General features: G+C 67.4%; 18 protein-coding genes and 1 pseudogene. 10 read left to right on the top strand and 9 right to left on the bottom strand.

Annotated features, from left to right (window positions below; genetic code table 11):
* Positions 1-16: 16 nt before the first annotated feature.
* Positions 17-1,681 (bottom strand): AMP-binding protein, encoded by a 1,665-nt coding sequence (locus AC1DJN_RS06480; RefSeq protein WP_442251331.1) that lies wholly within the window; start codon positions 1,679-1,681, stop codon positions 17-19.
* A 310-nt stretch (positions 1,682-1,991) separates the two neighbouring features.
* On the opposite strand from AC1DJN_RS06480, the gene AC1DJN_RS06485 reads away from it, so the two are divergent.
* Positions 1,992-2,153, top strand: a complete 162-nt coding sequence (locus tag AC1DJN_RS06485) for a hypothetical protein (RefSeq protein WP_164745118.1) — start codon at positions 1,992-1,994, stop codon at positions 2,151-2,153.
* A gap of 54 nt (positions 2,154-2,207) precedes the next feature.
* Here the strand turns inward: AC1DJN_RS06485 and AC1DJN_RS06490 are convergent, their stop codons facing one another.
* Positions 2,208-2,834 (bottom strand): YiiX/YebB-like N1pC/P60 family cysteine hydrolase, encoded by a 627-nt coding sequence (locus AC1DJN_RS06490; RefSeq protein ID WP_032976963.1) that lies wholly within the window; start codon positions 2,832-2,834, stop codon positions 2,208-2,210.
* Between the two features lie 81 nt (positions 2,835-2,915).
* Between AC1DJN_RS06490 and AC1DJN_RS06495 the strand changes: the two genes are divergently transcribed.
* From AC1DJN_RS06495 to AC1DJN_RS06505, 3 genes are all read left to right on the top strand, one after another.
* A complete protein-coding gene (locus AC1DJN_RS06495) occupies positions 2,916-3,440 on the top strand; it encodes a hypothetical protein (protein ID WP_032976888.1) in 525 nt (174 codons plus the stop codon).
* A gap of 72 nt (positions 3,441-3,512) precedes the next feature.
* Positions 3,513-5,357, top strand: coding sequence for a M3 family metallopeptidase (locus AC1DJN_RS06500; protein ID WP_478039007.1), 1,845 nt, complete (start codon positions 3,513-3,515; stop codon positions 5,355-5,357).
* Positions 5,354-6,766, top strand: a complete 1,413-nt coding sequence (locus AC1DJN_RS06505; protein ID WP_478039008.1) for a TPM domain-containing protein — start codon at positions 5,354-5,356, stop codon at positions 6,764-6,766. The genes AC1DJN_RS06500 and AC1DJN_RS06505 overlap by 4 nt, the downstream gene beginning before the upstream one ends.
* Before the next feature lies 1 nt (position 6,767).
* On the opposite strand, the gene AC1DJN_RS06510 is transcribed toward AC1DJN_RS06505, so the two are convergent.
* The 3 genes from AC1DJN_RS06510 to AC1DJN_RS06520 all read right to left on the bottom strand — a co-directional run bounded on the left by AC1DJN_RS06510 (position 6,768) and on the right by AC1DJN_RS06520 (position 9,481).
* Positions 6,768-7,439, bottom strand: coding sequence for a VOC family protein (locus tag AC1DJN_RS06510; RefSeq protein ID WP_312962745.1), 672 nt, complete (start codon positions 7,437-7,439; stop codon positions 6,768-6,770).
* A gap of 118 nt (positions 7,440-7,557) precedes the next feature.
* Complete coding sequence (locus tag AC1DJN_RS06515; protein WP_442251336.1) at positions 7,558-8,619, bottom strand: alpha/beta hydrolase family protein; 1,062 nt, start codon at positions 8,617-8,619, stop codon at positions 7,558-7,560.
* Between the two features lie 34 nt (positions 8,620-8,653).
* On the bottom strand, positions 8,654-9,481 hold the full coding sequence (locus AC1DJN_RS06520) for an AraC family transcriptional regulator (protein ID WP_032976895.1): 828 nt from the start codon (positions 9,479-9,481) through the stop codon (positions 8,654-8,656).
* A gap of 187 nt (positions 9,482-9,668) precedes the next feature.
* On the opposite strand from AC1DJN_RS06520, the gene AC1DJN_RS06525 reads away from it, so the two are divergent.
* The 3 genes from AC1DJN_RS06525 (at position 9,669) to AC1DJN_RS06535 (ending at position 13,900) form a co-directional block, all read left to right on the top strand.
* Positions 9,669-10,049, top strand: a complete 381-nt coding sequence (locus AC1DJN_RS06525) for a hypothetical protein (protein ID WP_032976897.1) — start codon at positions 9,669-9,671, stop codon at positions 10,047-10,049.
* Positions 10,050-10,193: 144 nt separating this feature from the next.
* Positions 10,194-12,599 (top strand): TonB-dependent receptor domain-containing protein, encoded by a 2,406-nt coding sequence (locus AC1DJN_RS06530; protein ID WP_312962751.1) that lies wholly within the window; start codon positions 10,194-10,196, stop codon positions 12,597-12,599.
* Positions 12,599-13,900 (top strand): aminotransferase class V-fold PLP-dependent enzyme, encoded by a 1,302-nt coding sequence (locus tag AC1DJN_RS06535; protein WP_312962753.1) that lies wholly within the window; start codon positions 12,599-12,601, stop codon positions 13,898-13,900. Before AC1DJN_RS06530 ends, AC1DJN_RS06535 begins: the two co-directional genes overlap by 1 nt.
* Positions 13,901-14,013: 113 nt before the next feature.
* Here AC1DJN_RS06535 and AC1DJN_RS06540 read toward each other — a convergent pair whose 3' ends face one another.
* The 4 genes from AC1DJN_RS06540 to AC1DJN_RS06555 all read right to left on the bottom strand — a co-directional run bounded on the left by AC1DJN_RS06540 (position 14,014) and on the right by AC1DJN_RS06555 (position 17,902).
* Positions 14,014-15,543 (bottom strand): aminotransferase-like domain-containing protein, encoded by a 1,530-nt coding sequence (locus tag AC1DJN_RS06540; RefSeq protein WP_312965719.1) that lies wholly within the window; start codon positions 15,541-15,543, stop codon positions 14,014-14,016.
* A 9-nt stretch (positions 15,544-15,552) separates the two neighbouring features.
* Positions 15,553-16,155 carry a DUF6436 domain-containing protein gene (locus AC1DJN_RS06545; RefSeq protein WP_312965720.1) on the bottom strand — a complete coding sequence of 201 codons (603 nt, stop codon included), beginning with the start codon at positions 16,153-16,155 and terminating at the stop codon, positions 15,553-15,555.
* Positions 16,155-16,415, bottom strand: coding sequence for a hypothetical protein (locus tag AC1DJN_RS06550; RefSeq protein WP_032976966.1), 261 nt, complete (start codon positions 16,413-16,415; stop codon positions 16,155-16,157). The genes AC1DJN_RS06545 and AC1DJN_RS06550 overlap by 1 nt, the downstream gene beginning before the upstream one ends.
* A 71-nt stretch (positions 16,416-16,486) precedes the next feature.
* The gene (locus tag AC1DJN_RS06555) at positions 16,487-17,902 is read right to left on the bottom strand and encodes an aminotransferase-like domain-containing protein (protein ID WP_312963502.1); all 1,416 of its coding nucleotides are present in this window, start codon (positions 17,900-17,902) and stop codon (positions 16,487-16,489) included.
* Between the two features lie 183 nt (positions 17,903-18,085).
* Here AC1DJN_RS06555 and cyoA point away from each other — a divergent pair, with 183 nt between their 5' ends.
* The 3 genes and pseudogenes from cyoA to AC1DJN_RS06570 form a co-directional block, all read left to right on the top strand.
* Positions 18,086-18,991, top strand: a complete 906-nt coding sequence (gene cyoA, locus AC1DJN_RS06560) for a ubiquinol oxidase subunit II (protein WP_025877429.1) — start codon at positions 18,086-18,088, stop codon at positions 18,989-18,991.
* Positions 18,992-18,996: 5 nt separating this feature from the next.
* A complete protein-coding gene (gene cyoB, locus AC1DJN_RS06565; protein ID WP_478039009.1) occupies positions 18,997-20,973 on the top strand; it encodes a cytochrome o ubiquinol oxidase subunit I in 1,977 nt (658 codons plus the stop codon).
* Positions 20,970-21,145, top strand: a pseudogene (locus AC1DJN_RS06570) (cytochrome o ubiquinol oxidase subunit III); the annotation flags it as partial. The gene cyoB and the pseudogene AC1DJN_RS06570, both read left to right, overlap by 4 nt.

A 21,145-nucleotide genomic window follows, 5' to 3' on the forward strand; every position in this document is an offset into this window, starting at 1 on the left:
CTGACCCCGGAGACCCTCAGCCAGCCGCCGCCTGCTTCTCGATCTCGGCCTTGCGCAGCAGGAAGCGCTGCAGCTTGCCGCTGGGCGTCTTCGGTAGTTCCGTCACGAACGCCATTTGGCGCGGGTACGCATGGGCGGACAGCCGGCGTCGCACATGCTGCTGCAGTTCCTGGGCCAGCGTGTCGCTGCCGCTGAACCCCGCGCGCAGGATCACGAACGCCTTGACGATCTCGGTGCGCTCTGGATCGGGTACGCCGATCACCGCCGTTTCCGCCACCGCAGGGTGTTCCATCAGCACGCTCTCCACATCGAATGGACCGATGCGATAGCCCGAGGAGGTGATCAGGTCGTCCGAGCGACCGATGAAACTGATCGAGCCGTCGTCCTCGCATTCCACCGAATCACCGGTGAGGTAGTAGCGATCGCCCAGCGCCGGTGTGTCGGCACCGTAGTAGCCGGTGAACCACATGATCGGCGACTGCTGCAGGTCTATGGCGAGGATGCCGGGCGTGCGCGGCGGCAGTTCGTTGCCGGCATCATCCAGTACCGCCACGCGGTAACCGGGCATCGCAAAGCCCGATGATCCCGATCGCACGGCGTGGTTCAGTGCGTGGTGGTTGTTGACCACCATGCCGGTCTCGGTCTGGCCGTAGTGGTCGAGCACCGTGGTGCCCAGATGGGCGGCGAACCAACGGGCGATCTCCGGGTTCAGCGGTTCGCCGGCGCTGCTCACCACCCGCAGCTTGCCGTTGATGGCCGCACTGGCCTCGGGCCCGGCGGCGATGATCTGCCGGTACGCTGTGGGCGAGCCGGCAAGATTGGTGACACCCAGCCGCGCGACGATGTCGTTCAGCCCCTGCACGCTGAAACCGGCTTCGCTGAAGGTGGTGGCCTGGCCCAGCAGCAGCGGGCCGATCACGGCGTAATACAGCCCATAGGCCCAGCCGGGATCGGCGATGTTCCAGAACACGTCCTCTGGGCGCAGGTCCACGGCCAACTGCATGTAACTGGCAAAGGCCAGCAATGCGCGCAGCGGCACCGGCACGCCCTTGGGGCTGCCGGTGGTGCCGGAGGTGGACAGCAGTGCCATCAGCGCATCGCCGCGCAGCATCACCGGCGCGAAATCAGGTGCAGCATCGGCGGTGCGTGCGGTCCAGTCGATGTCGCCGGCACGTAGTGTCTGCTCCGGTGCCAGGAGGGTGGCGACCGGCGGGCAGCCATCGACCTCGTCCAGCTTGCTGCGGTTTGCGCTGTCGGTCACCACCAATGCGGTGCGCCCGGTTTTCAACCGTGTTTCGATGGCCTTGGGGCCGAACGCAGTGAACAGCGGCTGGTAGATCGCACCCACCCGCCAGGTGCCGAGGATGGTCGCCAGCAGGTCCGGTGTACGCGGCAGCAGGCCGGCCACCACATCGCCCTTGCCGATGCCCTGCGCGGCCAGCACCTGGGCAACACGCGCAGAGGCATCGCGCAGGTCCTCGAAGGTGTACCGATGCAGGGCACCGTGGGCGTCCACCCAGCGCAGCGCCAGCGCATTGCGGCCGCAGTGGCGGTCGCAGCACTCCACGCAGGCGTTGATGCCGGTCTGCAGGTCACCGTGCAACTGTCGCTGTCCGCGCTCGATGCTGAAATCGGCCAGTGCCTGTTCGTAGGCGGGGCGTGCTGCAGTGTCGCGGGCCATGCGCATCTCCGGGGTGACGTCATTCCGACGATAGGCGGCGGCCCTGCATGCTGCAAATGGGACCATGGGCGTAGGCCGCCGCTGCGCGCGCCGCGGCGGACAAGAACGCTGAATGCGTTCGTTTCCGGCTGCAGCATGACGACATGCCAAACCCGCATGAATCCTTCAGTCGCTTGTGCCGCAAGGGCTGGCGCCGGTTCATTCACGCACGTACACATGGGTGTAGCCCGCTCACAACGCATGGTTAACCAATCGCTGCCGACGATGGCCCCGTCCACCGCATTCCGCGCGTGGCATTTGGAGATCGGACATGGCACAGCAGAACCAGAACCCGAACCAGAAGCAGCAGGGCCAGCAGAACCAGCAGGATCAGCAGCAGGGGCGCGGCCGCGACCAGCAGCAGCAACAGCAGCAGGAGCAGCAGAAGCGCAACCAGAACCAGCAGCAGGGCGGGCAGGACGAGGAAGAGTGATCCTGGCAGCCGCCATCCATCACCGACGAAGCCCCGCCCCGCGCGGGGCTTCGCTTATTCCAGCACGCCGATCCGCTGCAGCACCGGTGCTGCAGCCATGTCGTTGGGGTTGGTACCGGGCAGGCCCTGCGGCACCTCCATGCCCATGCCGCGATACAGATCAACCCAGTGCCGGGAGATCTCACCGGTCTGCGGGTTGCGGAAGTTCATCGGCTGCAGTGCGAACACATGGTGCGCACGGAACGCGCGCTCGATGAAATCCGAGCAGTAGTAACTGTCGTCGTTCAACACGTAGGCAGTGTTGTACGGTTTGCCCAGCATCGTGCGCGCGGTGGCCACGGCATCGGCGATGGCATTGTCCGGCGGCGCACGCAGGCGATAGACCACGATCTGCCGCTGCTTGCCTTTCGCGTCCTCGCGGAACTGTTCCAGCGTCTGCCGGCGCGAGCCCTTCTCATCGGCGTGCAGCACCTCCCAGCCCTGCGGTGCGGAAGCCACCAGCGCGACATGGTCGAAACTCGGCGCGCCCTGTTTTCCGGTCGCATCGTCGATGGCCGCACTCAGGCCGCCATGGCCGGCGGTGACGAACAGCAGGTCGCCGTCGCGGACGTCGACGCCCATCGCCATGGCTGGCCACAGGGCAGGCAGCAGCAGGCCGATCAGGAGCAGGAGGCGGCGCATGGGCATCTCGGACAGGCGGAAAACCGCGATTGTAGGCGGCAGGGTAGGATGACGCGACCAAACCGGAATCAGGACGATCCCATGAAACCCCGCCGTTCCCTTGTGCTGCTGGCACCCGCCCTTGGCCTTGTGCTGTCCGCCTGCACGCCTGCGCCGCAGCCCGCGCCGGCTGAAGCCCCGGCTCCTGCAGCGGCACCTGCCAGCACAGCGACGGCGGTGGAGCCGGCGCCCGCACCCGCGCCCGCAGTGGCGACCGCAGCGTGTCCCCATCCCGCGTTCGACACCTTCCTGAAGCACTTCGGCAACGAGATCACCCTGCAGGAAAAGGCCACGGCCGATCCGCTGCTGGACAGCTACGTCGACGCCGGCGCCGAGCCTGAGCCGCGCACAGTGCAACGCCCGCTGGCATTGGCCGATGTCGAATGGCCGGTGATGCCTGATCCGGCAGGGTTGGCCGGGCAGGGCCGGCAGATGCAGGTGACGGCCGTGGCTGACGGGCAGATGCAGGTGCAGATCCGCACACCGGACAGCAGCGACCAGCAGACCTATACCTTCGCGCAGAGGCCGTGCTGGACGCTGGTCAAGCGCGAAGACGAGTCGATCTGAGGCCCGATCGGGACAGGCGCGCACCGTCGGCGGCTGCTAGGCTCCAAGCTCGTTCAAGGCACGGAGACGCCGATGCAGGCCCGCAGGATGCGCACCACCACCGTTACCCTGGTCATCGCCACGCTGTGGGCGATGACCACGTCCCTCGGCGCCCACGCGCAATCGCTGCACGCTGACGATCGCGCCTACTTTCCCAGCGCCGCCGCCGAACAGACGGCACGCATTGCCCTGGGCGAGCGCGTTGAGGCGTTGCAGGGCGCCACGGCGAGCGAGCCGTCCACGCGCTTCCGCCAGGCCGAAGCGCTGCAGGCGCAGTGCCTGCGCCACCATGCGTATCTGCATCTGCAGGCTGCCCGCAACGCACGCGATCGTCGCCCGGCGCAGGCGCTGGACCAGGTGATGGGGCTGTGCAGCCGTATCGCCCGCGCTGGCAGGGCCGCCCTGCGTGAGGCACCGGCGGATGCACCCTGGTTGGCGTCCTACCGGTTCCTGCGCGACCGTGCGCTGCAGGAAGGTGCGGCGCCGGCCAATGCGCAGCTGGATGATGCCGTGGATACGCTGGCCGACCCGGCGCTGGATACCTTCGCGCGCCTGCATCGGCAGATCTTCCACAGCGCCGCATTTCCGCGCGTCGAGGGGGCTGGCCGCAGCTGGGATACCGGCGCTGACAAGCAGGCGCTGGCCCAGCACTCCGACCGTACGCTGCGTGAGGCCGGCTGGAAGGGATACTGGCAGGGCCTGCAGTCGCGCCGCGAGCCGATGGCTTCGGTGCTGCTGGGCCTGGCGCAGGTGAATGACGCCGCCGCGCGCCTGCAGGGAGACGGCTCGGCCACCGCACGTGGCTACCGCCGCATGGGCATGGATACGGCGACCGTCGACGCGACGCTGGCAGCGATCGAGCGCCACGCGGCAGACCGTCGTGCCTACCAGGACATGCTGCTGCAGCATGCTGGGCGCAGCGGCATCACGTCGCCGCAGGTCTGGGATACCACCGTGCCGGATGCCGGCTATACACCACCGGTGCTGACGCTTGAGCAGCTGCGCGATACCGCCGCCGATGCCATGCAGCACCTGGGGCCTGAGTATGTCGCCGAGCTGCGCGCGCTGCTGGACCCTGCGCACAAGCGCATGGACCTGGCCACCGTGCTGGGCAGCCGCAGCCACGACGCGTTCCAGGTAGTTGCTCCGGACATGCCGTCGCTGTTGTTCGTGGGGCTGCGCAGCGGGGATCTGGAGAGCGACGTGGAGATCGCCCATGAAGCCGGGCATGCCGTGCACGGGCAATGGATGCAACGCGGCCATGCCTCGCCGTTGCAGCGCAATGGCAGTGCGTGGCTGACCGAAGCCTTTGCCATCTACAACGAACTGCGTTTCCGTGACCAGCTGTACCAGCAGGCACAGGATCCTCGCGCCAAGGCGTACTACCTGAAATCGCTGCTGGATGACATGGTGATGCAGCTGTTCACCTCCTCCGAGGAAGCGCAGCTGGAGCAGTCGATCTACCAGGGCGTGGCTGGCAACACCCTGGGCACCGCCGACGATCTGGATGCGCTCACCGGCCAGGTGCTGGCGCGCTATGGCCAGCAGCCGCAACGCTACCCGCAGCTGCGCAGTAACTGGATCAGCAAGCGCCTGATGTACGAGGACCCGCAGTACCTGGTCAACTATCTCTACGCCGGCCTGCTGGCGGTGCAGCTGTATGTGCAGGACCAGCAGGACCCGGAGGGTTTCCGCCAGCGCTATCTGACCGTGCTGGGCGAGGGCTTTGATCGCGCACCGCAGGAACAGGTGGCGCAGTTGCTGGGACATGCACCGGACTGGCCGGCACTGGTCGACGCGGACCTGCAGGTGTTCGCGCAGAACGCTGCCCGGCTGCAGGCGCTGTATGCGCRGATCGAGGCAGGGCAGGGCACATGAGCCSGGTGCCGCAGGCGCGCGTTGCCARGCCGTGGGCGTGGCTTGTGCTGCTGCTCTGCCTGCTGCCGCTGCTGGCGCTGGCGGCAGCCCCGGTCCCAGCGTTGAATGACCCGGTGGTGGACACCGCCAATGCGCTGTCCGCCAGCACCCGCGCCGCGCTGCGCGAGCAGGCATTGCAGCTGCAGGCACGCAAGGGCGCGCAGCTGCAGGTGCTGGTGGTGCCCAGCGTTGGCGAGGAAGGCATCGAAGCCTATGCGCAGCGGGTCTTCGACCAATGGCAGCTGGGCCGCGCCGGCGTCGATGATGGCGTGCTGCTGCTGGTGGCGGTGCAGGATCGGCGCGTACGCATCCAGACCGGTTATGGCCTGGAAGGCACCATTCCTGATGCGTATGCCGCGCGCATCATCGACAAGGCGATCGTGCCGCGGCTGCGCGAGGGAGACCTGGACCAGGGCGTGCTGGACGGCACCGCGGTGCTGGTGGCGCTGGTCGATGGTGAGGAAATGCCGCCCTGGGAAGATCCGTCGGCACGCAACGTGTTGCCCGCGGACTGGCGCACGGGGGATTCGGTCGTCGCGCTGACGTTGTTGGCGGGCTTCCTGGCCGGTCTGTGGCGATCGCCACCGCGTCTGCTGGCGACCAGGACCGAAGCCGATTTCACCGGTAACCGCCGCGAGCGGCGGCGCAAGGCACTGGCAGCCAATGCGGCGGTGCCCAGGTCAACGTGGCCGACATTGCCTGCCTGGGGCAGGCCGCTGCTGGTGACGGCGGTGATCGCCGCGGGAGGGCTTTCTGCGTCGCTGCTGCTGCCGCGCCATGTGCTGCYGGCGTTGGTCTTCGTGCTGCTGCCCGCCGTACCGGTGGCAACCCTGCTGGGCTGGTGCTGGCGTCGCAGCGGCGGCGTACGCATCGTGCTGTACGGCATGCTGGCCGTCAGCACCGGCTTCTTCGCGGTGATGCTGGTACGCGGCCAGTTGCCGCCCAGCCTTGCGCTGCACACGCTGCTGAACCTGGCGGTCGGCATCGCCGCCATGCTGGTGTTCTTCCTGGTGCAGGCCGGTCGCGCGCGTTGGCGGAAGAAGCGCAACAGCTTCGCCATCCGCTTGGTGGTGCTGGTGCTGCTGACCGGTGGCTATGCGCTGGGCGCGCTGCTGGCCATCGACCGTGCCGGCGACGAGAACGCCCGCGTGCTGGCGACGATCGTGTCCAGCATGGGCACGCTGTTCCTGTACTTCATCTGGGTGTTCACTCTGCTGCCCGGCGAAAAAGCCCGCGGCGGCCGGGGGGCGCCCAGAGGCTACCGCTCCTCGTCCAGCACCTCGTCGTCCAGTTCGTCCTCGAGCAGTTCCAGCGACTGGTCCGGTGGTGGCGGCCGCAGCGGAGGCGGTGGCGCCTCGGGCAGCTGGTAACTCAGGCCGCCTGCACCCGCCAGCCCAGCGCGGCATCGTGCAGCTCGCCGCTGCCGCTCACATCGGCCACCTGCAGCTGCAGGCCCTGCGCGTTGGGCAGGTCCTTCTGCTCGGGGAACCAACGGCGATCGGCAGCGACCACGATCAGCAGGCCCTCGTCATCGCCCATCGGCGCGAACTGGGGCGACGGCGGGCTGATCGGCCGCAGGCCGAAGCGTTGGTTGGATTGTTCGCGCACCGCATCGACATCATGGCTGGGCAGGCCGACCTCGCTCAGGCAGGTCAGTTCGCTGCCATGGAAGGCGCCAGTGCGGTCGCTGGCCGGCAAGCGCCTGCGGCCGATCAGTTCCAGGATCAGGCCATCGGGTCCGGTGAAATACACCGACTGCGACTGCCAGCTGCTTTCCAGTGCGAAGTAGTCCAGCCCTTCCGGATTGCATTGCAACGGCGTGCGTGCGCGCAGCCAGCTCATGGCCTCGGCGAAGCGGTTGTCCGGCACATTGAAGGCAAGGTGCACGCCGCCTACCGGACGGCCATTCGCCGGTTGCAGCTGGATCGTGCTCCAGCCAATGCGGACCTGGTCGCCGGCCACCTCCAGCTGCAGCACGTCGCGGAAGTACGTGGCGACGCTGGCAACATCGGATACCGGCAGAGAAAGATGCAACAGGCGCATGATCGATCCTCCGTGGAGCGCTGGGTGCAGTGTAGTCCCGCGCACCTTTGCGCCGCGTCATCACCTGTGCAACGAATCGTTGTTGCCAGCCGTGGCATCGAGCCGTGCTCGACTGTCTTCAGCGCAAGGCCTCCCCGAAGAAGCGCACCGCGTCTTCCACCGCCACCGCATGCGTCTGCTCCTTCGGTACCGCAGTCATGCACAGCGCCTGCAGCCGCTCATTTGCCAGCGGCGTGCAGGCAGACAGGAAATCGTAGTGGCCGACACCGGGCAGCGCGTGCAGCGTTGCTTTCGGAATCAGCGCCGCCGCCACATCACCGTTGGTCACCGGCGGCGCCACTTCATCCGCTGAACCCAGCACGATCATCACCGGCTGCCGCAACGCCTTCAGCTGCTCCGGTGCAAACGCCTGCACGATGGCGGGCGCCAGCACGAACACCGCGCGCACGCCGGCAATCGAACGATCATCCTGTGCATGCTGCACGTACGGTTGCAGTTGTGGTGACGCCGCCGCCGCAAGACGCGCCGCCATCGTATGCGCGGCCGCTTCCTGCTGCGGCCTGCACACGCCGTCGTCCGGGTGCGCCTGGCAGAACGCCAGCAGCCGCGTCATGTCCGGCCGTGCGCCGGCGCTGAGCAGTGCGGTGAAGCCGCCAGCGGAATAACCCACCACGCCCAGCCGCGACGCATCAACATGTGGCCCCAGCTGCGGGTCGGCCTGCACGGCCGCCAGCGCCGCCTTCAGGTCGTCGGCGCGCAGCCAGGTCAGCACGCTGCCGGCCAGCGTCATCTCATCGGCGCCGTTGTTGCCGGGGTGGTCCACGGCGATCACCAGGTAGCCAGACCGCGCCAGCGCGGTGCCCAGCCACCCCATCATGCTCGCGGTGCCGCCATTGCCATGCGACAGCAACAGGGTTGGCAGGCGCCCGCCGGCAATGGGGGCATCCTTCGCCGCGCGCCCCACCTCGAACAGCGGCGCATCCGGTGGCCCGATGGTCAGCGGCGTCTCTTCGCTGCCTGGCATTGCCGGGTACCACGCGGTGAAGCGCAGCACCTCGCGCTGCGCACTATCGCGGATCGCCGCGCTTTTCAGCGTTGTCACGCCATGACGTTCACCGGCAATGGTGGGAGCGGCCGCCATCGCCACCGGCGCCAGAGCAGCCAACAGCAGGGGCAGCATCCATCGTGTCGCGCGCATCATTGGTTTCTCCGGGTCAGTCAGGGCGGTGATCGACCGGCAGCCAGATCTCCACGCCGCCATGGCCGGTATGCTCGTCGAAGCGGGTGTCGTAGCGTTCAAGATCCGGCGCGTTGGCCAGGTGGAGGTCGCTTGCCGGCAGGTACTGGTCCAGCAGCCAGAACCAGGTCGAGCGGATGGTGGAGATATGGCCGCCATGCCAGGCCACCAGGTAACGGCGCGCAGGCACATCCACCCGCTGCCAGTGTGCAGGCACCGATGGCAGTGCATTCACCGGCAAGGCTGCGATGTAGTCGAAGCCACCCTCGTCGTCGCTGCTGCAGCACACACCGAAACTGACCGGCGCCGGTGTTGGCCATTCGCGGTTGAGCTGCGCCCACTGCCCGGGAATCGCACCGCCGCTGTCGCGACTGTGGCGCATGCCGATGCCGGCCACCTGGAAGGGCGTGCAGTCGATCAGCCTGGGCGCCTCGGTGCAGGCCTGTGGCGCGTCGTCGAGGCGGATCGCGTGCACCAGTGCCAGTTCCTGCAGGCCCCGCTCGCGCACGCGCTCCGGGGTCTGCCCGAACTGCTCGCAGAAGGCACGGGTGAACGCGGCATGCGTGCTGTAACCGGCTGCCAACGCCACCTGCAGGATGTCGCCGGCACCGTTGGCCAGCTGTTGCGCGGCGGCGGTCAGGCGGCGTCCGCGCAGGTAGCGCACCACCGACGTGCCGGTGCGGGCCTGGAACAGGCGTGACAGGTGGAAGGGCGACAGTCCGGCGGCTGCCGCGATGTCGGCCAGCGCCAGCGGCTTGTCGGCATGGCTTTCGATGTACCACAACGCTTTGCCGGCTGCGCTCATCGCGCTGTCCCTCGTTCGAATGCCGGGCAGCGTACCGGATCGACGGGGTGGGGCGCTTAGCAGTTCTTGCGCCGGCAGGGCTTTGCGTTTGCCGTTGCACCGGCAACAATGCGGTCTTCATGGACACGATCGAGGCCAGGGACATGCCGGAAGTCACCGCTATCAGCCAGACCGCGCAGATCGCCGCATGGTGATGATCATTGCGATTGCCCTGCTGCCGGCGCTGCTGCCACTGGCGCTGCTGGTGCTCATGTGGCGGCGGGCACCGCGCTGGCGCGGGGACCCCTGGCTGTACCGGGTGATGTTCTCATTGCTGGCAGCACTGCTGGCGCCCACGTTGTTGATGGCAGGCCATGGCGGCCTGCCGTGCCCGACCATCGGTGGCCTTGTACTGGTGCTCATGGACCTTGAGTGGATCGGCCAACTGCAGGTGAACCTGATTGCCTTCGGAACCGAGGACACTGCCATCCTCTCCGCGCCTTTCCTGTTCGTTTTCGCGATCGCGCTGGTCATCCCGCTGCGCACGGCGCGGCCCGCCGTCTTCGGCTTCGACGACGACACCGCATAGCGCAGAGCCCGGCATGGGCGGCGGCTGCACCTCCAGCGGTCGCAACTGTCGTCTCCACGTCATCGCTGCTTCACATCCCGCCCCGAGACTGCGCGCCTTGTCCAGGTCCCACCTGGCCCTGTCGTGCCTTCCCGGAGTCCTGCCGTGCATCGTTCGAAGCTGTCGCGTTCCATCCTCCTCGCCCTTGGTCTGGTCAGCGCAGGAGGCGCGATCGCTGCAGATGCCGGAACGGCAGACACCAGCAGCAGTGGCAACGCCGCTGCGCCCACCCAGCTCGATGCGATGCTGGTCACCGGTACCCGTGCCTCCAACCGCACCCAGTTTGAAACCCTGGCGCCGGTGGACGTGTTCACCAAGCAGGACATCCAGTCGGTCGACTCCACCGACCTGAAGGACGTGTTGGCGCAGCTGGTGCCTTCGTTCGTGGTGCAGCGCCTGCCGATGGCCGATGGCCAGGTGTTCGTGCGCCCGGCCACGCTGCGTGGCCTGTCGCCGGACCAGACGCTGGTGCTGGTCAACGGCCGCCGCTTCCATCGCAGTGCCTTGCTTGGCAACCGCGGCGCACAGGCTGCCGACCTGGCGCAGATTCCGACCAGCGCCATCAAGCGCATCGAAGTGTTGCGCGATGGGGCGTCGGCGCAGTACGGCTCGGATGCCATCGCCGGTGTCATCAACATCATCCTGGAGGACAGCCCGGGCACCGAGATCACTGCGGGCTATTCGCAGTACGCGCAGGGCGATGGCGGCTCGCGCGACTTCAGTGCGCGCACCGGCTGGGCGCTGGGTGACTACGGCAGCCTCGCCCTGTTCGCCGAATCGTCCAACTCCGACGCGACCTCACGCACGCGCCAGCGTCCCGACGCCATCGCCTTCCAGGCCGCGCATCCCGAACTGGACGTGCCCAACCCGGTGCAGCGCTGGGGCCAGCCGGAGCTGGAAAGCCGCCGCGTGGGCTTCAACCTGAAGGCCAATGCCAGCGACACCCTGGAGTTGTATGCCTTCGGCCTGTACAGCCACAGCGACGGCGTCAGCGATTTCAACTGGCGCAACCCCGATACCACCACCGGCGCGTACCGTACGACCAGCATCTTCCCGGGCTGGAACCTGCGCTCGCTGTATCCGGTGGGCTTCAGCCCGCAGTACGGCAACACCCAGAACGACCTGCAGCTGGTCGCGGGCCTGCGGGGTGAGATCACGCCCAAGCTGCGCTGGGACCTGAGCGCCTCGTATGGCCGCAATGCCATCGACTACAGCCTGGACAACTCCATCAACGCCTCGCTGGGCCCGGACAGCCCGACCTCCTTCGACCTCGGCCGGCTGACCCAGACCGAGAAGAACGCCAATGCGGACTTCAACTACGAATGGGACGTGGCTGCGCTGTCGAAGCCGGTCAACGTCGCCTTCGGCGCCGAATTCCGCCAGGAGACCTACCAGGTGCGCGCCGGCGACCCGGCCTCGTATGCGGTGGGCCGTGGCGCTGCGGCGGGCCTGGAAGCCAATTCCAACGGCGCGCCGGGCTTCTCGGCCAGCCAGGCCGGGCAGTGGAGCCAGCGCAGCAAGGCCGCCTACGTGGACATGGAAGTACCGCTGGGCGAGCGTTGGAGCATCGGCGCGGCCGGTCGCTATGAAGACTTCTCCAGCTTCGGCAGCACGGTGGATGGCAAGCTGTCGGCACGTTTAGCGATCACCCCGGACGTGGCGCTGCGCGGCACGCTCTCCACCGGCTTCCGCGCGCCCACGCCGGCCCAGCTCAACACCACCAGCACCACCCAGGGCCTGGACACGCGCACGCTGCAGATCTTCACCAGCGGCCGCCTGTCGCCCAGCGATCCGTTGGCGCAGCTGCTGGATGCCAAGCCGCTCACCCCGGAAGAATCGCGTACGGCCTCGCTGGGCCTGACCTGGCGCACCGACCTGGGCCTGTCCGGGTCGGTCGATGTCTACCGGATCACGCTCAGCGACCGCTTCAGCCAGTCGGCCAGCTTCGCCATTCCGGCCGGCACGCCGAACCCGCTGGGCTATACCTCGGTGAACTACTTCACCAACGATTTCGACACCACCACCACCGGCGTGGATGTGGTCGGCAACTACCTGCGCGACCTCGGCGCAGGGCGGATGACGCTGACCCTGGCTTACAACTACAACCAGACCCGCGTCGACAACGGCAGCACCTCGGTGGCCACCAACGAGACCCAGCGCGTGCTGTTCGAAGACCGCCTGCCCGAGCACAAGGGCAGCTTCACCGGCAGCTGGGACGTCGGCGCGTGGTCGTTGATGGCACGCGTGCGCTATTACGGCAAGTGGACCGACTCCACCGGCAATGCCACCGGCGATATCTACCAGCAATTCGGTGCGATGACCTTCCTCGACCTGGCCGTGGGCTATCGCATCAACGAACACCACAGCCTGCGCGTGGGCGCCGACAACGTGTTCGACCGCTACCCGGATGAAGCCACCTTCCAGGCCAGCCGCGGCCTGATCTATTCGCGCAACGCGCCGTACGACACCGACGGCGCCAACGTGTACGCGCAGTACCGGCTGACCTTCTGATGGACAGCCGCCGCCGTTCCCTGCTGCGTGCCGGCGCGCTGCTGCCGGCCAGTGCGGCGCTTGCCGCGCTGGCTGCTCCGGCGGCCGCGCGCTACGCTGTGCCGATGGACATTCCTGCACCTTCCACGACGCCGGATGTGCTGGCCCGTGACGAGTCGTACTGGGCCGCCGTCGCCAGCCACTTCGACATCACCGATGAAGTGAACCACCTGGAGAACGGCTACTGGGGTGCGATGGGCAAGCAGACCCTGGCCAGCTACCAGCGGCATACCGCCGAAGTGAACCGGGGCAATGCCTGGTACGGTCGCCACGCGTTCCCGGCGCAGTACCTGGCCGTGCATCGGCAGGTGGCCGACATGCTTGGCGTCGGCGCCGACGAGATCGCGCTGACCCGTGGCGCCACCGAAGCGATGCTCGCGCTGATCGGCGGCTACAACCGGTTGGCCGCGGGCGACCAGGTGCTGTACGCCGACATCGACTAYGACAGCATGATCAACGCGATGCGTTGGCTGCAGCAGCGTCGTGGCGTGCAGGTCGAGCGCATCGCACTGCCGGTGGTGCCCACCCATGAGCAGATCCTGCAGGCCTACGATGAGGCGTTCGCGCGCCTGCCGCGCCTGAAACTGGTACTGCTGACCCAGGTCAGCCACCGCCATGGGCTGGTGCTGCCGGTGGCCGAGCTCGCCGAACGTGCGCGGGCGCGCGGCATCGATGTGATTGTCGATGCCGCACATGGCTTTGGCCAGATCGACTACGCGGTGCCGGACCTGAAGGCCGATTTCGTTGGCATCAACCTGCACAAGTGGATCGGCGCACCGGTGGGCGTGGGCGCGATGTACGTGCGCAAAGGACGCGTGGCCGACCTGGATCCGTACATGGGCGAGACCGACGACGGCCGCGTGGGCAGTCGCGTGCACACCGGCACGGTCAACTTCGCCGCCTATCTGGCGCTGCCGGAGGCCATCGCGCTGCATCAGCGCATCGGCGCAGCGAACAAGCAGGCGCGGCTGCGCTACCTGCGTGAGCGCTGGACGGTGGCGGCGCGGCAGATGGCGCATATCGAGGTGCTGTCGTCGCCGGATCCGGCGTTGGCCAGTGCATTGGCCAGCTTCCGCCTGCGTGGCCATGCCTCGGTGGAAGACAACCTGGCGCTGCAGAAACGGCTGCTGGATGAACATCGGATATTCACCACCCATCGCGATGGCCTGGACTCCGGCGCCTGCGTGCGGGTGACACCATCGGTGTTCACCCGCCCCGCGCAGATGGATGCGCTGGTGCAGGCGTTGGCCGCGCTGGGGTAGTGCCGGCCGCTGGCCGGCAACCTCATGACCGTAGTGAACGGGCATTGCCAACCAAGGTTGGCATCTACCGGAACAGGCCCAGTAGATCCACGCCATGCGTGGATGCCCTTCCACTACCGGTCAATCGCCGGCAACGCATCGGACAACAACAACCGATCGATCCGCCGCAGCGCGTTTTCCAGTTGCCGCCGGTCCGCAGCCAATCCCAACGACAGCCGCACCCCGCTCGCGAACGGCGCGCCCGGCGGACAGAACGCCGATGAAGGCGCGATCGCCAGGCCCTGCAGCTGCGCCGTACGCACCAGCGTGGCGTCGGTCCACGGCGCTGGCACCCGGCACCACGCATGCAGCCCATCGGCGCGCTCCAGCAACGAGGGCGCCAGCAGATACCGCGCCATCCGCGTGCGCTCGCGCGCTTCCTCGCGTACCTGCGCCAGCAGCGCCTGCGCCGAGCCATCCAGCAGCAGCTGGCTGGCCAGCGCGGATACCAGCGGATGGCCCATCAACCGCGTGGCACGCAGTGCGGTGGCCATCGCCTCGGCATGGGCGGCGCCCGGGCATTGCACGAACGCGGTACGCAGGCCAGGGCTGATCACCTTTGAAAGCGTGGCCACATGGAACACGTGTCGCGGTGCCAGCGTCGCCAGCGGAATGGGCGCGGTGACGGCCAGGTGCCAGTACGGATCGTCCTCGATCGCCAGCAGGCCTTCGCGCTCCAGCACGCGCGCCAGCGCTTCGCGCCGCGTGGTGGGCACGGTCAGCGCCGTCGGGTTCTGGCAGGTGGGGTTGAGGTAGACCAATCGCGCGCCACATTCCCGCGCCCGGCGGGCCAGCGCCTCCGGGCACATGCCGTATTCGTCGCCCTCCACCGTGACCAGCCGCCGTCCCAGTGCGGCGGCGGCCTGCAGCAGACCCGGATACACCAGCCGATCGCAGAGGATCGCATCGCCCTCGCGCCCCTGGCTGAGCAGGATCGCCGCCAGTGCCACCTGCGCGCCTTCGGTCAGCAGCAGGCGAGCATCGTCCACCGTGCCCAGCATCGGCTGCAGCCAGCGCGCCGCCGCGTGGCGGTCGGTCGGGTTGCCACCGCCCAGGTGATAGGTCATCAGGTTCGGCGCATTGCTGCGCGCAAGCACCGCCGCTGCGCCTCGACGCAGCATTTCCGCCAGTGCATCGGCGTCGGGTACCGGTGGCACGTTCATGCTGAGATCCACGGCCTGATCAAAACCGGCCTTGGGCGGCGCGATGAAGCTGCCCTGTGGCCCACGTGCTTCGATCAGTCCACGCTTGCGCGCTTCATCGAACGCACGGGTCACCGTGGTCAGGTCCACGCCCAGCTGCTGTGCCAAYGCGCGCTGCGAGGGCAGCCGTTGCCCGGGCGCCAGGCCACCGCGATTGATGGTGCGTTCCAGCGTGTTGACGATGCGCAGGTAGATCGGGCCGCTGTGCACGTGCACGTCCTGCACCCAGCCCAGCCCTGCAATGCCAGGCCCTGCGACATCGGGTCGCGGCATGTACGGAGGATGTCGGGGCGTATCGTTGCTTCCAACGGCGGGAGCCTGTCCATAACCATCGGTCGGTTCGGACAGGTGACCGCCGTTGTTGTTTGTGGCGGCTGCGCCAGCCAGCGTCGGTGATGTCATCGCGCGTCCTCAGCGCTGGGCCTGCCAGGGGCAATAGCAGCCCACGGCAAGCAGTCCTTTCGGGCGCACGGTTTCCCCGCGCACCAGTTTGTCCAGCAACGGTTCGACGAAGCTGTTGGCCGAATTGCAGACCATGCCGATGCTGTACGGGCCGGCATAGGCAAGGCGGCCCTGGCGGTCCCAGATCGCCACCGCCGGGCTGGCCGGAATGTTCCCGATGCCGTCGATGGTCGGCAGGGTGATCACCTTGCTGCGCAGCGGCTCAGGCAGTTCACCCTGGGTGCCGGGGCGGCGGATGGCATAGAAGTCGATGCCGGCGCGGCGATACATGCTGATCAGGTAGCTGAGGTGGGCACCGGTTTCGCGGTTGCACACGCCGCAGGCCGGGTCCCAGAAATGCACCACGCGGATGCGGCCGGTGTTACCGGCCAGTTCCGCCGGCAACCGCAGCTGCGAGTCATCGAAGACGATGGCCTGTTCGGCGAACGTGGACTGCTCGCCATAGCCGAAGTACTGCCACAGTGCCGCCGCCACGCCGGCCATGAACAGGCAGGCGAGGGCGATCATCACCGGCAGCATCGAACGGCGTGGGCGCGGCGCGGCTGCGCCCATCAAGAGCCGTCCGCGCCGAACTTGTGCACGTACTGCTTGCGCATCTCGCGGCAGGAGTCGGCCTGGGCGCGGCGTTGAATCTCGCTGCGCGCCGCGTCCTCGCTGCGGTGCAGGCACTGTTCAATGGCGTGGCGCTCGGCGGCCTGCACATCCACGGTCTGCGGTTGCAGGCAGACCCAGGCCAGGGCGGCCAGCATCAGCACGACGAACCCGCCGCAGCCGGCCATCACCAGGTGGAACTTCAGTTTGTCGGCGGCCATCTGCGGCACATCCTCCGTCCATACATTGCATACAAGATATCATCTTGTATGGGCATGGCCCACGGGATGGCTCAGACGATCGCCGAATGCCGCGCGTCGGGCGCCTCGGACAGGATCTCGTTCAGCTTGGCCAGCGCGCCGGCCAGTGCCTCCTGGTCCACCGCACCGCCCAGCGACAGGCGAATGGCGTTGCCCGGTGGCGGTTCCTCCACGCTGAAGGCATCGGAGCTGGCAATGCCCAGGCCCTGTTCCTGTGCCGCCTGGATCAGCCGGTACTGGTCCAGCCGCGGCGGCAACGGCAGCCACACATGCAGGCCGGCCGGGTGGGCCCGGCGGCGGGCGGGCAGGTAGCGGGCAGCAATGGCCTGGCGCTCGCGCAGTTCCTGCTGGAAGCGTTGCACCATCGCCTGCGCCTGGCCGGTGCGGATCCAGTGCGAGGCCACGGCGACCATCGACTGGGTGGGCATCAGCGCGATCGCACGCAGGGCGTCCAGCACCGGCTCCATCGGCTCGCCGCCCGGCACCACCAGGTAGGCCGTGCGCAGGCCGGGGGCCAGGCACTTGGACAGGGTGGAGATGTAGTAGACCGGGCAGCCACCGTCGGCCAGCGCGGCCAGCGGCGGGGCGGCATCGCCGGCCAGCAGCCAGTAGGGATCGTCCTCGACCACGGTCAGTTCGTGCCGCCGTGCCACCGCCAGCAGGGCCTGCCGGCGCTGCGCCGACATCGTCGCCGTGGTCGGGTTCTGGATGGTCGGCACCAGGTACAGCAGGCGCGGCCGGCGCTGCTGGCAGGCTTCGTCCAGGGCATCGGGCAGCATGCCCTCGGCGTCCATCGCCACCGGCACCACGCCCCGCTGCAGCACGCGCGCAGCGGCCAGCAGGCCCGGGTAGGTCAACTGCTCGGCGGCGATCAGTTCGCCCGGCTGGGTGCGGGCCAGGATCAGTGCGCACAGCGCAGTCTGCGCGCCGGGGCAGATCACCACCCGCTCGGCGCCCACCGGGCCGAGCACCGGCGCCAGCCATTGCACGGCCGCAGCGCGGTCGTCGCGGCTGCCGGCACCGACGTGGTAGCTCATCAGCTCGCCCTGGCCCAGCTGCTGGCCCAGGTGCTGGAACCCGGCCTCCATGCCCTGTGCGAACGGCGCGCTGCCCAGCAGCGGCGGGATGTTCATGCTCAGGTCGACCGAGGTGCTGCGGTTGCCGGCGGACATCGCAATGAAGGTGCCGCCCGCGCCCTGCGCGTCCAGCAGGCCGGCCTGGCGCAGTTCGGCGAAGGCGCGGGTGACCGTGGTCAGGTCCACCCCCACCTGCTGGGCCAGGTCGCGCTGCGGCGGCAGGCGATCGCCCGGCCGCAGCACGCCATCGTCCACCGCCTCGCGCACCTGCTGGGCGATCTGCAGGTACAGCGGTCCTGCGCCCTCACGGAAGGGGCGGACCCAGGTCCGGTTGGGGTGTTTCAGGCGGCGGCCGGCAGCAGGAGGCGTCATCGGTCGGATTTTTCCATACGTGCAGATGCACAAGTCCATACAATGCTGTATCTTGTATGGGCTTGATTGGAGTGGCTCGCCTGTTTGTAGGCGACCTCGTACCCACAGTGTAGCCGCTCCACGCCCGGGCGCTGCGCGCAGGCGAGCCGGTCAAGCGCGCATCTTCAACAGGGTTGACCACCAATGAATATCTGCTGGAACCGCATCCGCCTGGCGCTGGTCGCCCTGGCCTGCATTGCCCTGACGGGCTGCGATTGGGTGCTGCTGGATTCGAAGGGCATGGTCGGGATCGCACAGCGCGACCTGATCCTGATCTGCATCGGCCTGATGCTGATCGTCGTCGTGCCGGCCATCGTGCTGACCTTCGTGTTCGCCTGGCGCTTCCGCGCCGGCAATACCAAGGCGAAGTACACGCCGGACTGGTCGCACTCCACCAAGGTGGAAGTCGTGGTCTGGGGCGTGCCGTTGCTGATCATCGCGGTGCTGGCGGTGATCGTGTGGAAGTCCACCCACGAGCTCGATCCGTACAAGCCGCTGGACGTGGCCGGCGAACCGCTGCACGTGGACGTGATCGCCACCGACTGGAAGTGGGTGTTCGTGTACCCGGACCTGGGCATCGCCACCGTCAACCAGCTCAACTTCCCGGCCAACCGCGCGCTGGCGTTCAACATCACCTCCAACTCGACGATGAACACCTTCTTCATCCCGCAGCTGGGTGGACAGATCTACGCGATGGCCGGCATGCGCACGCAGCTGCACCTGATCGCCAACGAACCCGGCCAGTTCCGTGGCATGTCCGGCAACTACAGCGGCCATGGCTTCTCGAACATGAAGTTCATCGCCACCGCCAGCAGCAACGAAGACTTCGATCGCTGGGTGGCCGAGGTGCGCAGCGCGCCGGATGCGCTCAGCTTCGAGCAGTTCAAGGCGCTGGCCGCACCGTCGAAGAACGCGCCGGTGCAGCACTTCTCCAGCGTCGAACCGCTGCTGTTCAAGAAGGTCATCGACCAGTTCATCGGCGTCGGTGAGAACACCGCTGCTGCAACCCCGGCGGGCGCTGCCGGCGGTGCCCAGGTTTCCCAGGAGTAACGAACATGTTGGGTAAATTGACGTGGGAGGCCGTGCCGCTGCACGAGCCGATCGTCGTGGTCACGTTGGCGGCCATGGTGCTGGGCGGCCTCGCGCTGCTCGGCGCGGTGAGCTATTTCAAGCTGTGGGGCGTGCTCTGGCGCGACTGGTTCACCACGGTGGACCACAAGAAGATCGGCATCATGTATGTGGTCGTCGCGCTGGTCATGCTGGTGCGCGGCTTCGCCGATGCACTGATGATGCGCGCACAGCTGGCGGCCGCCGGGCCGGGCAGCGATGGCTTCCTGCCACCGGAACACTACGACCAGATCTTCACCGCGCACGGCGTGATCATGATCTTCTTCGTGGCCACCCCGTTTGTGGTCGGCCTGATGAACATCATCGTGCCGCTGCAGATCGGCGCGCGCGACATGGCGTTCCCGTTCCTCAACGCCTTCAGCTTCTGGATCTTCGTGGTCGGCGCTGCGCTGATGATGATCTCGCTGGGTGTTGGCGAATTCGCGATGACCGGCTGGGTCGCCTATCCGCCGCTGTCGGGCATCGAGTTCAGTCCCGGGGTCGGTGTCGATTACTACATCTGGGCGTTGCAGGCCTCCGGCATCGGTACCCTGCTGACCGGCGTCAACCTGTTCATCACCATCCTGCGCATGCGTGCGCCGGGCATGACGCTGATGAAGATGCCGGTGTTCACCTGGACCGTGCTGGTCACCAGCGTGATCATCATCGCCGCCTTCCCGATCCTGACCGTAGCCCTGGGTGCGCTCACCCTGGACCGCTACCTGGACTTCAACTTCTACACCAACACGTTGGGTGGCAACCCGATGATGTACGTGAACCTGGTGTGGGCCTGGGGCCACCCGGAGGTGTACATCCTGGTGCTGCCGGCGTTCGGCATCTTCTCTGAAGTGACCGCCACCTTCTCGCGCAAGAAGCTGTTCGGCTACAAGTCGATGGTCGGCGCCACCCTGGCGATCGGCATCCTGTCCTTCATCGTCTGGCTGCACCACTTCTTCACCATGGGCTCCGGTGCCAGCGTCAATGCCTTCTTCGGCATCATGACGATGATCATCGCCATCCCCACCGGCGTGAAAATCTTCACCTGGCTGTTCACCATGTACGGCGGCCGCGTGGAGTTCAGCGTGCCGATGCTGTGGACCATCGCCTTCCTGGTCACCTTCACCATCGGTGGCATGACCGGCGTGCTGCTGGCCATCCCGGGCGCGGACTTCCTGCTGCACAACAGCCTGTTCCTGGTCGCGCACTTCCACAACACCATCATCGGCGGTGCGCTGTTCGGCTACCTGGCCGRCTTCGTCTACTGGTTCCCGAAGGTGTTCGGCTTCACCCTCAACGAGCGCCTGGGCAAGTGGTCCTTCGCCTGCTGGGTGATCGGCTTCTACCTGGCCTTCATGCCGCTGTACATGCTGGGCTTCATGGGCATGACCCGGCGCATGAACCAGTACGACAACCCGGCATGGACGCCGTACCTGATCGCCGCCTTCATCGGTGCGCTGTTCGTGTTCGCGGGCATCATCCTGATGCTGGTGCAGATCTACGTCAGCGTGCGCGACCGCAAGCGCAACCTCGACCTCACCGGCGACCCGTGGAATGCACGCACGCTGGAATGGGCCACGCCGTCGCCGCCGCCGTTCTACAACTTCGCCGTGGTGCCCAAGACCGATGAGCTGGACGCCTTCCACGAAGCGAAGAAACGCGGCCTGCCGCCGCCGCCGAAGAAGTACGCACCGATCCACATGCCGAAGAACACCGGTGTGCCGCTGATCCTCAACGTCTGGATCCTGGTGCTGTGCTTCGCCCTGGTGTGGCACATCTGGTGGATGGCCGGTGCCAGCTTCATCGCGATGATCGCCACCCTGATCGCGCGCTCCTACAACGAGGACGTGGATTACTACGTCAGCTCCGAAGAGGTGGCGCGTACCGAAGCGGCCAACCACGCCAAGCTGCAGGAGGCAGGCGCATGAACCTGTTGACCCGTCCGCAACTGGACAGCGATGTGCTGGTCCACGACGACCATCACGAGCACGATCACGCCCACGACCAGGGCGGCATGAAGGTGTTCGGCATGTGGGTATACCTCATGTCCGACCTGGTGCTGTTCGGCTCGCTGTTCGCCTCGTACGCGGTGCTCAGCAC

It is taken from the genome of Stenotrophomonas sp. 05L414_2 (genome assembly GCF_056397905.1).